The sequence below is a fragment of the Vibrio mediterranei genome (genome assembly GCF_013364395.1).
In the GTDB taxonomy this organism is placed as follows: domain Bacteria; phylum Pseudomonadota; class Gammaproteobacteria; order Enterobacterales; family Vibrionaceae; genus Vibrio; species Vibrio mediterranei.
In genome coordinates, this window is the sequence record NZ_JABXGK010000001.1 from 2323699 (window position 1) to 2338873 (window position 15175).

Here is a 15175-nt window from a genome sequence, read left to right on the forward strand (position 1 = left end):
CTTGTCTTTGCGCCGATTATGTCGCTTTTTTCTTTGTTAGTTCCAGTAATACCGGTAGTAAAACCAAACTAAATACCAAGATGCAGCTAAGTGCGATGGTTAGCACTAAGCCAATAGAATGCATCCCTCTATGTTCTGCGACGATTAGCGCTCCAAACGTGGCGAGTGTCGTTAGGCAACTAATCAAGGACGCTTTAGGTGTAGAGGTTTTAAAGAAAGCATCGATGTTTCTAACGGCTCTAAAACGCTTAACGATGTGAATACCATTATCGACTCCCAATCCAAATATCAAAGGGATGACAATAATATTGGCCATGTTCATTGATAGATTAAACCAATGCATCATGCCTAAAGTGGTGATTGCAGCTAGGCCAAGCGGAATAAAGATCAAAATAACATCACGCTTCTTGTCTACTGTCCAAATCAAAATCAGTGCAATACCAAATACCGACATCAAGATGGCGGCTTGAAACGCTTGGACAATAATGCTTCCAACTTCTTGCTCTGCTACTGCACGTCCTGTTGCATTAGAAGCGATTTTTTTCACCTGGGAGATAAACTGTTCTAATTCATGAACATTTGTCATATCTCCCTTGGGAGTAACGGCAACCAACCACTCTCCACTATTAGCAATGTAGCGTTGTTGAAGTGATTTTGGTAACTGACTGACTGTCGGAGCGACAAGCTTAGCTTCTGGATTATTCGCAAGTGATGAAAGGTTTTCAAAGAGGTCCATTGTCACTTTCTGGGTGTCAATATTTGTAGGTAATTTCTCAGCATCAACCCAATGTTTTGACAATGCAGACTGTCTAAATTCGGCATAATCCATTGGTTCGTCGACTGACTGAGCATTTATAGCATTGTTTAGTTGTGAGTATCGCTGTTCGATATTATTAGGTATAAAATCACTCGCAATTGTTACGTCTTGAACGCTCGTCTGATTCAATAGCCTTTTTTTCCACTGCTGAGCTTCTTGCTGATCCTTTGCTATAGCATACAATTGGTAACTCGAACCAAGACCGTGTTGCTGAAGTGCATTTAAGCCCGCCACCGACTCGGAATTAGGGTTTTTAAGAACCAATGTCGAGAAGTCGAATTTAAATTGTGTTGCACCATACCCCATACCGACAGCAAGAAGGCATGAAGCTGCGACTACCAGCTTTTTGTTTTCATTCAGTTTTTTTCCAAACCATACAAATCGGTGAGTATCCACTTGGTGCTTCACGGTTGGATACCCAAACAAAGTGAAGAACAACGGTATAATGATAAACGTGGCGGCTAGACCTAAAATCATACCCAACGCAGATATAATGCCCAATTCACCTAAACCAGTGTAACTAGTAGGATAGAAGCTTAAGAACCCTAGGGCCGAAGATAAAGCACACAGTGTAAGCGGTCTAATGGAATGGGCTGCTGCCTCTTTCAAACTTGTCACACTACTATCACCTCTCGTTCTCAGTTCATGAATATGCAAACAGAGGTGAATGGAAAAATCGACGGCTAAACCGATAAACATAACCATAAATACGATGGATATCGTATTGTAAGAACCAACAACAAATAGACCTGCCGCAAATGTCCATACTAAGCCGACTAGTACTGTTACATAGCAAGCAAGAATGACACGTAGAGAGCGAATGCCAATAGCTAGTATTAGAACCAAACCTAACAAAGACGCAGACCCAGCAATAGTAATACTGTTGTTCGCATCGGCGATTTCATCAAAGTCTAAGGCTGCTTGGCCAGTAATTTGGACTTTGATGTCATTCGGTAAATTCTGAGATTCGATAACACGGTGAATAGTTTCTATTATCGCCCTATTGGGCTCTTTTACTGTCTCGTTAGGCTGAGCCACTATCGTAATAGCAAACGCTTTAGGTAGCTCTATGTTAGTTTTTAATAATTGTTGCCAATCCACTACTTTGCTATCAATCGCTGACAGCAGAGGTCCAAGGGATGCTTGATCTTGCTTATCGAGGGAGCCAAAGTATTGGTTAATGTTTCGTGATCTTGCTGCTTGAGCTGCGGGGGCAATTTCATCCTGTGCTGTCTCTAATAAACGTTGAAATTCTGTATCTGAAAAGAAGCCCAGCGAGTATTGTTCAAACCAAGACAGTGAGCTTGGCGCGAATACGTCTTTAAACAAAGCCTCTTTTGCTAAAGCGCCCGATAAATCGTCAACATGCTGCTTTAACTGCGGGTCGCTACTACTAGTAATAAGCAATACGACATTCCCAGTATCAGGGAACGTGCGATCTAACGTTGCTAAATTCTCAACCCATTGCCCCTCTTGTTTTACTAGAGAAGACAAATCCGCGTTCATTTTAAAATGTTGTTGACCATACCAAGCACAAAGGGCGGTCAGAGAAAGGACGAGAAAAAGTGTTAGTTTAGGAAAGCGTAGAATATGAGAGATAAATCGGTTCACAGTAAGATTTGAGACAAACGTTAGTTAAAGCAATGATAGCCTAAAATCACTAAACGTTGGTTAACTTCCTGTCAGACCCGACTAATAAAAAAAGGAGGCAGACGCCTCCTTTTTGTAATATTCATCACATGAAGTGATTATTCCTGATCAATCATCCACTTGCGGAATTCTTTACGTTCTTCTTTTGAGGCCTTAAGGTACCAAGCTTTCAGCTGCTCGACATTTTCTGCTTTTGTCGGTTCAGCTTTTACTGTAGTTTTCGGAACGTTATTATTTACAGCAGTAACATCCTTAGAAGTTGCTACCGCAGCTGTTGTCACTATGGTTGCTGTAGCAGCTTGTTCCGCCTTAGTCATTTGACCATTATCGAAGACAATACCTCTTTCAGCATTGTGTGCTGCAATCAGCTCATCCATTTTCATATAAGGTAAGAAACCGCTTTGTGCTTGAAGTTTCTCTTGGGAATAGGAAAGGGTACTGCCGTCTTGTGTGATGCGCCAGGCAGGTTGATCTGTTCTAAATGCGGCTTTTGCCTCTTGCTCACTTCTGGCAACCGGATGATTGATTTTTACTTCATCACCAGAAACATTGAATGTGATAACGTAAGGAGCAGAAGTATATACACTTGCACTGCCTCCCTTACCCACCTTTTTATCCATTCTAACGACGACTTGGTTTTCTCCGGGTACCAGCTCGTTTTCCCCGATTCTATTATCCGCTTCCTGACCATTAATGAAAAAAACTGAGACACCTTTCAACGGAATGAGTGTCGCTGCACTGACTGAAAATGAATAGCAAAGAGCAACTAACGCGACCACCATACTTTTTTTCACAGACCCTACTCCCTTACAAAATACAATTGGGCTATGGCTTTAGAATGCCACAGATTTTTGTACTAAAATAGCCATATTTAAGAATATTTGGCCATAAAATGTTGATTCCCCGCATAAAAAAGAGCCACCGTTAGGTGGCTCTTTCAATATATAAGATTTTAGTTTCAGCTATTAGAATTCAGCTTTAACACCAACTGCGAAACCTGTACCATTTTGCTTGATGTCTGGGGCAGCTGTAGTACCTAGGTTCGAGTAACCATCGTTACCACCAACTTCAGCATAAACAGTCGCACCTGGAGCTACAAGATAACCAGCGTTAACAAACCAGTTAGTTTGTGTATCCCATGTGCCGTTAGCAGTACCATCAGATAGGTCTTCATCATACTTAGATTGGCTCACACCTGCTGCGATGATAATTTGATTGATAGTGTAGTCTGCAGCAAACGCGTAAGTTTGACGTGTAAGTGACTCATCACCAGTAGGATCTAGCTTCATGTTGTAGTAACCTAGTTCTAGGTTTAGATTTTCAACACCAGCCCAACGACCTTCTACTGCGTAAAGAGTTTCTTTACCTTCAAGTTTAGTTTCTGAACCACCTAGACGTGCATCATCTCCAGAGAAATCTGCATTGCCGTAGAAACCTGTAAAGTCAAAATCAGCTACACGTACACCAACTTTACCATCGAACATGTAACCGTCTTTACCAAGACTTGCGTTGCCGTTTTTGTCTTGCTTATACGCTAAAGCACCATAAAACATGCCTTTATCAAGGTCGTAACGAACCGACTCGTCAGCTCCAAATGGAGAACCTTTAGAGAAGAAAGAGTTCACACCAAATTGGTAATCTGAGCCAATACCTGCATCATCTAGGACTGAGTCAAGACGACCAACGATCAAAGAACCAGCTGCTTGAGAATAAACACCTACGTAAGTGTTACCAGCTTCAACTGTTTTGCTTGTGCCTTTAGTTACACTGTCGTTTGCGCCATCAAATTCCCAATATGCACCAAACTGAAGGTCATCGTTGATTGCGTAGCGAGTATCAAAACCAAAGTCTGCGTCTTGAATCTGCTGTTGGAATTCAGCGCCATCAGTCACATCTTTCAAGTAAACAACTTCAATGTCACCTTTTAGGTTAACAGTAACTTTGTTTTCGTTATAGATTTCGATACCTGCTTGCGCAGAACCCGCTGCTAGTACAGCTAGAGCTACTAGAGTTTTTTTCATGATAATCCACTGCCTTTTCTTAGATGGGAATTCCTTTTCGGTTCCCTTTTTTAATATATGTGACGTCTAAACCTTCCTTCAGAACGACAACCTTTTGTCCTTTGGTTGATTCAGCGTCTTTAAATCTCGAAACCAAGAATGCAAAAGTTATCAGACAATGTCAAACACTCTAAACGAAATAAATAAATATATGTAAAACCAAAAAAATCAATGAGTTACAAATTTATTAGTGATGTATCGCAAATTTTTTGAACACCTTTCAATTGCAACTCCAGTCTTGTTTTTAGGTAACAATCATAAATATAATTCTATAAATAGTGCACATTACAAACACTTAATAGAATTTTATTCGTTACAAATGGGTTTTTTGGCGTTTTATATTTTTTATCATGCGAAAAATATAACCTAGTATGAAAGTTCACTTATTTTTTGTGACTTTGATCTAAATACCCACACTAGATGCGACTGTTTTTGAACATATTTTTCACTAGCTAAAGTGTGCTACACTCGCTCGTCGTCAAATTAGGGCTGTTTATGCTTACCAGTAAAATCCAACAATCCATTCGCCAGAGTTATCAAAACCTTCAGAATCAGCTAGAAAACTTTGTTCCGCGTCGAGCTCAGAACTATCTTGTTTCAGAGATCGCTAAAACACTTTGTGGCCAGTATCACAAATCAACTCGTATGATTGTTGCAGAAGCAGGTACTGGGATTGGAAAAAGTCTGTCTTATTTAATGGCAGCTATACCTGTTGCCGTTCAAAATAATCGTAAGGTGGTTATTTCTACCGCAACAGTTGCCTTGCAAGAACAGCTTCTTGATAAAGACTTGCCACTGTTCCGACGTATTACCGATCAAAACTTCTCTTTTATTATTGCTAAAGGAAGACAGCGTTATTGCTGCGCCGAGAAATTGGCCGTGGCATGCGGTGCCGATGGTGGTCAATTGGCCATGTTTGAAAGTAAGCCTAAAAAATCTGATATCGAACAGCTTCAACTCATGTACGAGAGGCTAGCTCAAGGTAAATGGGACGGAGACAGAGACTCCTGGCCGAAGCCCATTGATGATGTCATTTGGCAAACGATAGTCAGTGAGAAGCATAGCTGCAATAACAGTTTACCAGCTCACCGAGGATGCCCTTTCGCTAAAGCGCGATCTGAACTGGATAAAAATGATGTCATTATTGCCAACCATAGCTTGGTAATGGCGGACGCAGACCTTGGCGGCGGCGTCATCCTCCCAGATCCCGAAAATACCATTTTTATCTTCGATGAGGCTCACCATCTACCGCACGTAGCTCGAGACCATGCATCCGCTGCGGCTACTTTAAAGGGTGCCTCCTCTTGGTTAGAAAGATTGGATCAGTCTGCGAGTAAGTTCTCTGGTTTAGCTGATGAGAAGCGGGTTGGTCGCTTTCGCAACGAACTGCAGGATTCCATACAACAATTAATCCCATTATTAAACGAGGTCAACACTTATTGCTCAGGTCTTCCATTTGAAGAAGAAAGCTGTCGTTTCGAGAATGGTGAGTTACCCAGTTGGCTAGAAGAACAGTCTAAAGCACTCAAACAGTTTTCTCAAAAAGGCGCACAAGCATCAGCCAAAATCGCTGACCTCATTTCAGAAAGACTCAAAGACGGAGAGGTTTCAGGAAAACTAGCCGAACCCGCTTTAGCCGAATTGGGTTTCTATATTCAACGATTTGATAATCTAGCTGCGGTATGGCGACTCATGGCTGAACCTAAAAAAGAGAAAGGTGCACCATTGGCACGCTGGGTAGAAAAAAGCAAAGAGCGTGAGGGTGACCACGTTATAAGTGTCGCTCCTCTTGAAGTAGGTTGGCAACTAGATCAACAACTTTGGTCCCGATGCGTAGGCGCCGTCCTCGTCTCAGCGACGATGCGTGCGCTCAATTCCTTCGCTTTTTTCTGTAACCAAGCAGGTATCAGTCAGAAATCTGAAGATGGCGTTCAATTTTTAGCTTTAGCGTCACCTTTTAATTATGCAGAACAAGCAGAGCTTGTTGTGCCCAAAATGCGTAATGAACCGCAGGTTCCTCAATTTACAGAAGAGTTGACGGAGAAGCTGTTCGACTTTATTCAGGACGGCAAAAGTAATTTGGTGCTGTTTTCCTCTTATTGGCAAATGAATAAAGTTGCCGATGAGGTGCGATCGAAATTCGCTCTAAAAGGTTGGCATCTGCAGATTCAAGGCGAGAAATCACGTACAGAAATTCTAAATAAACATAAAACACTGACTCAATGTCAAAAAACCAGTGTGCTTTTTGGAACAGGAAGCTTTTCCGAAGGGCTAGACTTACCAGGGGAGCTACTAGAGAACTTGATTATCACTAAAATACCTTTTGCGGTGCCCACATCTCCCATCGAGCAAGCACACGCCGAATATATAGAGAGCAAAGGTGGCAATCCGTTTCTTCAGATTACAGTTCCAGAGGCGAGTAAAAAACTGATACAATCTGCAGGCCGTTTGCTACGTAAAGAAAGAGACTGTGGAACTCTCTATATTCTCGATAGGCGAATCGTCACAAAAAGGTATGGCAAGTCTCTGCTCGATTCCCTACCCCCTTTTAAAAGAACAATAGAATACTAAGGTCTCAAATCTCGATGGAATTTATCGAACCTAGCATGTTGGTTGTTTTGGCGCTTGTCGCCTTTGCTGCTGGCTTTATTGACGCGGTCGCAGGTGGTGGTGGAATGCTAACGGTACCTGCGCTGCTATCGCTAGGACTTCCCCCACACATAGCACTTGGTACCAACAAACTGGCAGCTACGTTCGCTTCATCTACCGCGGCATTTACGTACTATCGCAAAAGGTTATTTAGCCCTGAATGCTGGTATCGTGCTTTTATTGCGACCCTCATCGGCGCGACTATTGGTACTCTCGTTGTTGATATGATCAGCACCGAATGGTTAGAGAAGATCCTACCTCTTATTATTCTTGCTGCAGCGCTCTACACGGTATTTCAAAAAGCACCTCAAGGCGATGAACAGAACAAGGTTCATGTGGGCTGTCCAAAGTTTAATCGAAAGCAGTACTTGCAAGGACTGTCTTTAGGCTTTTACGACGGTGTTGCGGGTCCCGGTACTGGTGCATTCTGGACAGTCAGTTCAATGGCTTTATACAGGCTGAACATTTTATTCGCTTCCGGTCTCTCAAAAGCTATGAACTTCACCAGTAACTTTACCTCACTGATAACGTTCGCGGTATTGGGCCATATTAATTGGGTCTTGGGCTTAACCATGGGACTGTGCTTAATGGCTGGTGCTTATATCGGCGCACATTCCGCTATTCGATTTGGTGCCAAGTTCATTCGACCTATCTTTGTTACCGTGGTAAGCATTCTGGCCATCAAACTAGCGTATGATGCTTGGTTATAATTTGATAGAAGAGAAAGGGGAGCTGCAATGAAATTGTCAGAAGTTAAAGCTCGACTAAAACAACTCCATCAAGATGCTCAAGAATTTGATTTTCAAAATCGTGGTCATAAAAAGCCACTCTTTGATGAACACCTTTTCTCCGCTTCCAACTTACAGCTTCAACCTTGCGTTATAGAAGCCGAGCGAAACTTAGATAAAATCATCACATTGAGTAAACAAGCTATTAGCGGCTCTTCTTCAGAGATTTGGGTGACAAAGTTTACCGAGCAGCTTGAAGCGATTGAGCGAGTCTTGCTCATTGCTAATACACACACTGATACTGCTTTAGAATGCAAGTCCCTCGAACAACTGAGGGCTGATCTTAAACAACATCAAGTTTGGGAACAAAAGTTGTGCACTCTTGTGAGGCAACAAGAACAGTGCCTGATAGATGATCAAACTACCAAACTACAACTTATCTCGACCGAACAACGTTTACAACGCTGCCGCAATGCTATGAATGCGATTCAGCACACCATCAATCAAAAGATGAGGTTTATATAATGTCTTCTGAATCTGGGCTCGATAACGCACCTGAAGAAATCAAACTTGCCGTTGATCTCATCTTTCTACTGGAAAGTAATGAGATTGATCCTAAAGTGGCACTCAAGGCGCTAGAAATCGTGAAAAGCGATCTATTAAGAAAAGCGGAGAACTCTTAGGCCAAAATCTCTACCCAAACTTCATAAGCCGTAAAAAAAGCCTTCTAACAAGAAGGCTTTTTGGTTTTTCTTTACGCTGTTGCTTGTTCAACTAACTTTTCAGCGTCATCTAATCGTTTATTCTCACCAAAACCGCGAAGACCGACAACATGAACATGCTCGTGATCTTTGAACACTTTACGCACTAATTTGTACGTCGTCCCTTTTTCTGGACTAATGTTCTCCGGTGCGGCTATGAGTAGCTGCATCCCTTGGCGGTCACAAAGTTCAAACAATGTCGCGATGGATTTAGCATCAAGACGCGCAGCCTCATCCAGGAACAGTAAACGACAAGGCAAGATATCTTTGCTGCGTAAACGACGCGATTCTTCTTCCCAGCTCTGCACTACCATTAACAGAATTGACTGACCTGTACCGATGGCTTCACCTGTCGATAGTGCGCCCGATTCTGCCTGTAACCAGCCATCAGAACCACGGTTAACCTCGACACTGAGCTCAAGATAGTTTCTATAGTCTAGTAACTCTTCACCCAATACTTGCGGAGAGCGTTGCCCCATATCGATATGTGGGTTAACACGCTGGAACAACTTGGCCATCGCTTCAGAGAAGGTATAACGCGTTGTCTCGAACAAGTCTTTGTGCTCAGCCGTTAGAGCTACTAACAATTGCTCATGGCTCTCACGAATCTTGACATTAAGTCTTACGCCTTTCACCTGACCAAAATGAATATTCGATAAACCTTGGTTAAGCATACGAATTCGATTCTGCTCACGCTGAATCGTTTTCTTGATGATGCTTGATACTGATTCCGAACTAATAGCCAAACGGTTTTCGCGTTGCGTCAGTTCTTCGGTCAAGCGGGCCAGCTCTACTTCCATCTCTTCAATAGCTTCAACAGGATCATCGGTGCGGATGATATCCTGACGGATGCGCTCTCTTAGATGTTGATATACAGCGATATAGAACAGGACTTTGCGTTCTGGTTTTGAAGTATCTTCCGACTGACGCAGTGAATCACGCAAGTCTTCATTATCAGCAACTGCCAAACGCAGTGCACCCAGTGACTTATCCGACATTGAACGCAATTCACCAGCACTCATGTAGGCGAGTTCACGTTTGTGTAATCGACGTTCTACGTCATTAGCTTTGGCTAGACGTAATACGCTGCACCATCCCGCTTTTGCTGCTACCACATAAGTACGTAACTCAACGTACTCTTTCTGAACCTTTTTCAGACGTTTCGCCAAACCTTTCATTTCAAGTTCAGTGGACGTCATGGTTTTCTCGTACTCGCTCTTACGAGTACGAGATGTTTGCAACGCTAACTGAAGCTCATTACGACGCTGCTCTGCGCGTTCCAATGCAGACTCATCAGGGACAATACCGTATTCCTGAAGCTCTGATCTAAACTCTTGAACCGTCTCCAGTTTAGCTTGATGTGAGCTCTTTAGAGATGCCAATACTTGGTTGTATTGGTTGGCTTGCTCCTGAACTTGCTTTAAGCCTTCGCGCAAACGAGCACGCGTTGATTCAGCTTGCACCAACTTCGTTTTAAGTTGCTCACTAAGTTCACTACTTTGATTCAACATATTTATGGAATCAGCATAAGCAAAGTAAGGACGACGCTCAGCCAAATCGGCAACAGCAAAGATCTGAGCTTTTAATGCTTGTAGATTTTTGTCCGCAGATTGGTATTGCTCCGTTAACGCTTCAAACTGTTCAGGGTCACTATCCAACGCATTGACTACACTAGATAGTTTTTCTAATGCAGAACCATGTTGATTAACATACGCTTTCGCTGAGGTTAGCTGTTCCATTTGCGATTGCAGCTCTGCAAATCGCTCAACCAATGTCTCATCAAACAAGACATTTGATGAAATCGCCAATCGGTCAAGTAAACCAACGGATTGTTTTGTCGCCACCAGCTGCGCGTTGATCTGCTGTTCACGTTGTTTGTGATCGCTTAGCTCGCGAGTTACAGCACTTCGTTGCTCACGCAGACGCGCTAGCTGTACTTCAGGGTCGGATTCAAATGCTAACTGCATATGCTGTGCTGCGAAAGCATTGAATGCTTGGTATAGACGTTGCAGCTTTTGAGCATCAAACGCCGCTTTCGCGTGTTTTTCAACGGTCTCTTCACGTTGTTCACGCAGTAACTCCAAACGCTGTTCACGCGCCGCTCGGCCAAATAGAGGGATCTTCGGAAAACGCGAGTAACGTAACTGTCTTTCATTAAGCTGTACGCACACTGCACCATCTAATTCGTCAGCATCAAATGAACTATCATCAAATGCATCGATGTCGCCTTCGATGATGTACAGATCTTCAGGGCAGTCATCAAGCTCTACCAGCTTTTCTTTAATTCCGTCAAGGTTTGACACTACAATCGCATGACGAGCAGGACCATACATTGCGCTAAAGTACGGCGCATCATCAATAGTAATGTCATCGTAAATCTCAGAGAGAAGCACGCCACCCAATGTATCTGCCAAGCCTTTCAAGCGTGGATCATTTGAACCACCCGGAGACGCAAGACGTTCAATCTCAAGATCAAGTTCTTCACGACGTTTCGCTAGTGAGTCGCGCTCAAATGAGGTCTTACGTTCGTTATCATTCACTTCTTGCATTGAGCTGATAACATCCGCTCGATCTGTCAGTTCCAGGCCACTTTGCTCTCTTAACTCTTCTAGCGCATTGTATGACTTAATCCATTGAGGAGCATAACGTTCAAGTTTACTAATTTCAGAAACGAGTTCCTGTTCACGCTGCTTCGCGTCACTTGATGATTCACGTAACTGCTCAAGTCGTTGCTCGCCTTCTAGCACTTTTTCGCGCTGACGCTCCGCTTCTATCTCAATATCCATCTCATTGGCTATTGTGACGCCAACACTATGGAGATCGTTAACCAGTTGCTGAGCTTGCTCTTTACGTTCAATATTCTTTTCAGTATCGCGGAACTGTGCTCTTAACTGGGATTCATTGCCTAGCAGTTGACGCTGCTCATCCACTTGCTTTAACGCTAGTCTCGCTGCGCTTGCTGCTTTATTACGAGGTACATCGCCTGCAACTTGCTGGACGAGTTCTAATGCAAGTTCAAACTGCTTCGCCGCAGCAGAAGACATATCCAGCTTATGCTTAAATTCCAGCAATTGAGTAGTACGTTCAGCTTCTTCAGTTTTCAGCTGGGTTAGCTTAGTCACAGCACCATGTTGTTCAAGAGCATCATCATCAAGCAGCTCACGCGCTTTCTCTAACGCTTGGACCGCCTGCTGATATTGCAGCGCGCGGGTCTGTTGCACGTCCAGAGCTTGTTGGTAATCTGCGAGCTGCGTTTTTAAGCTATCCACTTCTTCTTCAGCGAATGTCGCTTGCTCTTCTGCGGCTAACTTGCGTTCGGTGGCCTCTTCAACCACCATCATTTGCTCTTCAAGACGCTCGTTGAGCTCCTCAAGATCTTCCTGATAACGTTCGATCTTCTCTTGTTGGCGCAAAGCATTTTGAACCAACAGTAAGTGATCTTGCGCGCCTTGATAATCTTGTTCGAGTCCAGATTCGCTTTCGAGAAGCATAGACAATTCTTGCTGAACCTTGTTGAGCAATTCATTCTGTGCAATCAAGGTCTGTCTTGAGCCAAACAACTCATTGCGCATCGCCATTGTACTTTCGAGCTTATTACGGCGCTCATTGGCATGGCGCATGTAATCTGCAGCAACATAGTTCGTTGATTCGGTGATTAGGTGCTTGAACAGGTCGCGGTCGGCTTGCGTCGTTTTGATTGCTTCTAGGGTCAAACGGTTTTCGCGCAGTGCCGATTCCATATCTTGGAATGCTTTTTTCACGCCACCATTTTGAGGCAATAGATAGTCACGAAGCGAGCGAGTAATGGCGCTTGAAATACCACCATATAGCGAGGCTTCAATCAGGCGATAAAACTTCGAGCGGTCGCTGCTATTGCGCAATTTCTTTGGCAAGACACCAAACTCAAACATTTGCGCATGATAATCAACAATAGAATTAAACGCTTTAAAGTGAGCGCCTTCCATACCGCTGACCGCATCTTTCACTTCATTGATTTGGCGGACACGAGCATGGTTGTCAGACACTGCTTCAATTAGGATATCGGTTGGCTTAACGCTGCTTGGCAAACCTTGAATAATAAACGGTTTAATATCGACTTTTTTATCTCGTCCAGCAACTTGCTGCAATTTAACCACGAACAAGACTCGTTGATTGCGTGAGTTCACAACGTCGAGTGCCGAGTAACATGTACCTGGTTGCAGCTTACCGTATAGGCCTTTGTCTCTCGATGCCTGAGAACTGCCGGCTTCTGTCGTATTTCTAAAGTGAAGCAAGCTTTGGTCGGGGATCAGAGCCGTGATGAATGACGCCATTGTAGTAGATTTGCCCGCACCGTTACCTCCAGATAACGTGGTCACTAGGCTATCAATGTCAAAAGTACGCGCGAAAAAGCCGTTCCAGTTGACCATCGTCATTGATTGATACTTACCTCTTTCAATCATACGTCAGCCTCCTGATCATCTTGCTGAATATCCAATTGTTCGGTTAACTCTGTCTCTTTCACTTCTTCGTTAGGAATTAAGCTACCTTGTGATGGTGCTTGAGTATGCGCTACCGCTTCACCATCGCGAATTAGTCTCAATTGAGCATCACGCATATCGTCACCAACCCGAACGTCGGCACCAAAGCGGAACACCGCCTCACTGATACGGAACTTACCAGTATCGCCAATAGAGATCGTCATACCTAGGCGGCGTAGACGTCGTAAAGACGTACGTACTTTTTCAAACAGTTTTTCTTTATCGAGATCCGATCCTGTTGCGCGATTAGTGACGAGGCGCATCAGTTTCTTTTCATCAGCGAGTGCCAATAACTCGTCATACAGTTCTTGATTGGTAAAGATGCCTTCATGAGCTAGACGCTCTGGGCTTAAATACAAAAAGCACAGTACTTTGCCCACCAGCATATCTAATTCTGACAACACACTTCGACCGATTAACGTGGTCGAACGAGGGCGTAAATAGAAGAATCCTTCAGGCGCTTTCACCAATTCGGTGTTATAACGCTGATAGAAACTCGCCAGTTCCACATCAAAATCACACAAAAGGGCGTGATTATCCATGTCCTCTGAGGAGATGTGTTTACCCGCACGAAGTGCACTATCTAGTGCAGGAAAAAGCGGATTTGTTATCGCTTTTGCCAGTTTTTCTGACATGTATTCGTCAATATTTGTCGATGACATTTGCTTGTACCTTTGCACCAAAATCGTTGATAGCTTGCCAATCTGGTTGAATGGCTGAGTAATCGGATTGGGAGTAGCCCAACCGAACTGCTTGATCCACAACGATTCTTGCGAGATCGAAATGATGAGTGTATGGGTGTGCTGCAAGATAATCTCGAAGCACTATGCCTAAATCAATTGGAGCACCCTGCTCTTTATGCACTTTCAGCATGTCTCCAATACGTTCGGCTAGTTCATCATTCACTTGTTCAAATTCTTCATATTCCACTTCAAGTGGCACAGCTCCCGTCACTTCGTCATTACGAAGCACCAAAGCTTCATCACGAAGATCTGTGAGTTTTTCTGCGTCGGCATAGGTTAAATACCATGGCGCATCAAAGTAGTCCGTTACTGACTGGCGAAGTCTTTGGCTGAATGCACGGTTTTGATCCATATCGATCGCAGTACGAATAAATTTATGTACGTGACGATCGTAACCAATCCATAAATCGATCGCTTGCTGACCCCAGCTAATGATTCGATCCAGCTTCATTTGCAAGCCAAAGAGCGCCTCTCCCACAAACTCAAGCTCATCGTCACCATAGACGATCTCTTGGATATCTAGAATTTGAGTTTGTAGCTCATCCCCAGCTGCTTGCAGAGTATCTTGAAGCTCACGAAGATTCGCGGAGGTTTCAGACAGCAAAGCTTCGCAATTGTTGATCGCTTCTCGCCAGTCTTTATTGAGTAGCTCTGCGATTTGCACTTTGACTGACTGCTGCTGTTCATCCATAACTCGTTGGTTCAAATCAATCTGGTCGAAGATTTCACCCACTGAGTATTTCAAAACGCCAAATACGTTCTTGCGCCAGTGACCAACCGTTCCGCCTTCTTGAGCCGCGAGAATGGCTTTCGCCATTTCATCCGCCACCATTGAAAGCTGAATAGAGAGTCTGAGCTTGGAGAACTCACGATGCCTGACGTAGTAATCCGTAATGCCAATCGCAAGTGGACTGAGACGGTAGATGCTCGCGCCATCGTTTACCTCACTGGTAAAACGACTTAGCAGCCTCTGTTTAACTAATTCATTAATTGCATTATTGGCACGAAACGCGGTCGCTTCGCCCGTTTGCTCGAACTGTTGGGTGACGATCTTAAACGCATCATGCAGTTCCCCTTCCCCAAGTTCTTCATCAAATCTTTCATTACTCAATACCGCAATGGATATGAGAAATGCCAACCGTTCAGTGGAAAGATTCAATGCAAAATCATGCTGTTTGACCCAGCCGACAAGTTCATCAATCGGTCGGTCATCTGCAATCAGAGTGTTATCACTCATGGTCTTTCCT

Annotated in this window: 10 protein-coding genes; 4 read left to right on the forward strand and 6 right to left on the reverse strand. The window is 43.7% G+C overall.

Translation table 11 applies throughout. From position 1 onward, the window contains the following. Nucleotides 1-16: 16 nt before the first annotated feature. From HOP38_RS10855 to HOP38_RS10865, 3 genes are all read right to left on the reverse strand, one after another. Nucleotides 17-2311 carry an efflux RND transporter permease subunit gene (locus HOP38_RS10855; RefSeq protein ID WP_242456521.1) on the reverse strand — a complete coding sequence of 765 codons (2295 nt, stop codon included), beginning with the start codon at nucleotides 2309-2311 and terminating at the stop codon, nucleotides 17-19. 254 nt (nucleotides 2312-2565) lie between these two features. After that, nucleotides 2566-3261, reverse strand: coding sequence for a YccT family protein (locus HOP38_RS10860; protein WP_236109435.1), 696 nt, complete (start codon nucleotides 3259-3261; stop codon nucleotides 2566-2568). Between the two features lie 171 nt (nucleotides 3262-3432). After that, nucleotides 3433-4488, reverse strand: a complete 1056-nt coding sequence (locus HOP38_RS10865; RefSeq protein WP_198558050.1) for a porin — start codon at nucleotides 4486-4488, stop codon at nucleotides 3433-3435. A 534-nt stretch (nucleotides 4489-5022) separates the two neighbouring features. On the opposite strand from HOP38_RS10865, the gene dinG reads away from it, so the two are divergent. The 4 genes from dinG to rsmS are packed head-to-tail and all read left to right on the forward strand — an operon-like array spanning nucleotide 5023 to nucleotide 8587. Then, nucleotides 5023-7098: an ATP-dependent DNA helicase DinG gene (gene dinG / locus HOP38_RS10870; RefSeq protein ID WP_198558051.1), complete on the forward strand. Its 2076-nt coding sequence runs from the start codon at nucleotides 5023-5025 to the stop codon at nucleotides 7096-7098. Nucleotides 7099-7112: 14 nt separating this feature from the next. After that, nucleotides 7113-7886 (forward strand): sulfite exporter TauE/SafE family protein, encoded by a 774-nt coding sequence (locus HOP38_RS10875; RefSeq protein WP_198558052.1) that lies wholly within the window; start codon nucleotides 7113-7115, stop codon nucleotides 7884-7886. Nucleotides 7887-7913: 27 nt separating this feature from the next. Then, a complete protein-coding gene (priC, locus tag HOP38_RS10880; protein ID WP_198558053.1) occupies nucleotides 7914-8429 on the forward strand; it encodes a primosomal replication protein PriC in 516 nt (171 codons plus the stop codon). Continuing rightward, nucleotides 8429-8587 carry a pleiotropic regulatory protein RsmS gene (gene rsmS / locus HOP38_RS10885; protein ID WP_038168361.1) on the forward strand — a complete coding sequence of 53 codons (159 nt, stop codon included), beginning with the start codon at nucleotides 8429-8431 and terminating at the stop codon, nucleotides 8585-8587. Before priC ends, rsmS begins: the two co-directional genes overlap by 1 nt. Nucleotides 8588-8658: 71 nt before the next feature. On the opposite strand, the gene mukB is transcribed toward rsmS, so the two are convergent. Genes mukB through mukF form a run of 3 tightly spaced genes read right to left on the reverse strand, consistent with a single transcriptional unit; the run spans nucleotide 8659 to nucleotide 15165 of the window. Next, nucleotides 8659-13107: a chromosome partition protein MukB gene (gene mukB, locus HOP38_RS10890; RefSeq protein WP_198558054.1), complete on the reverse strand. Its 4449-nt coding sequence runs from the start codon at nucleotides 13105-13107 to the stop codon at nucleotides 8659-8661. After that, nucleotides 13104-13847, reverse strand: coding sequence for a chromosome partition protein MukE (gene mukE, locus HOP38_RS10895; RefSeq protein WP_006074957.1), 744 nt, complete (start codon nucleotides 13845-13847; stop codon nucleotides 13104-13106). The genes mukB and mukE overlap by 4 nt, the downstream gene beginning before the upstream one ends. Further along, on the reverse strand, nucleotides 13828-15165 hold the full coding sequence (gene mukF, locus HOP38_RS10900; RefSeq protein ID WP_006074956.1) for a chromosome partition protein MukF: 1338 nt from the start codon (nucleotides 15163-15165) through the stop codon (nucleotides 13828-13830). Before mukF ends, mukE begins: the two co-directional genes overlap by 20 nt. Between the last annotated feature and the right edge of the window lie 10 nt (nucleotides 15166-15175).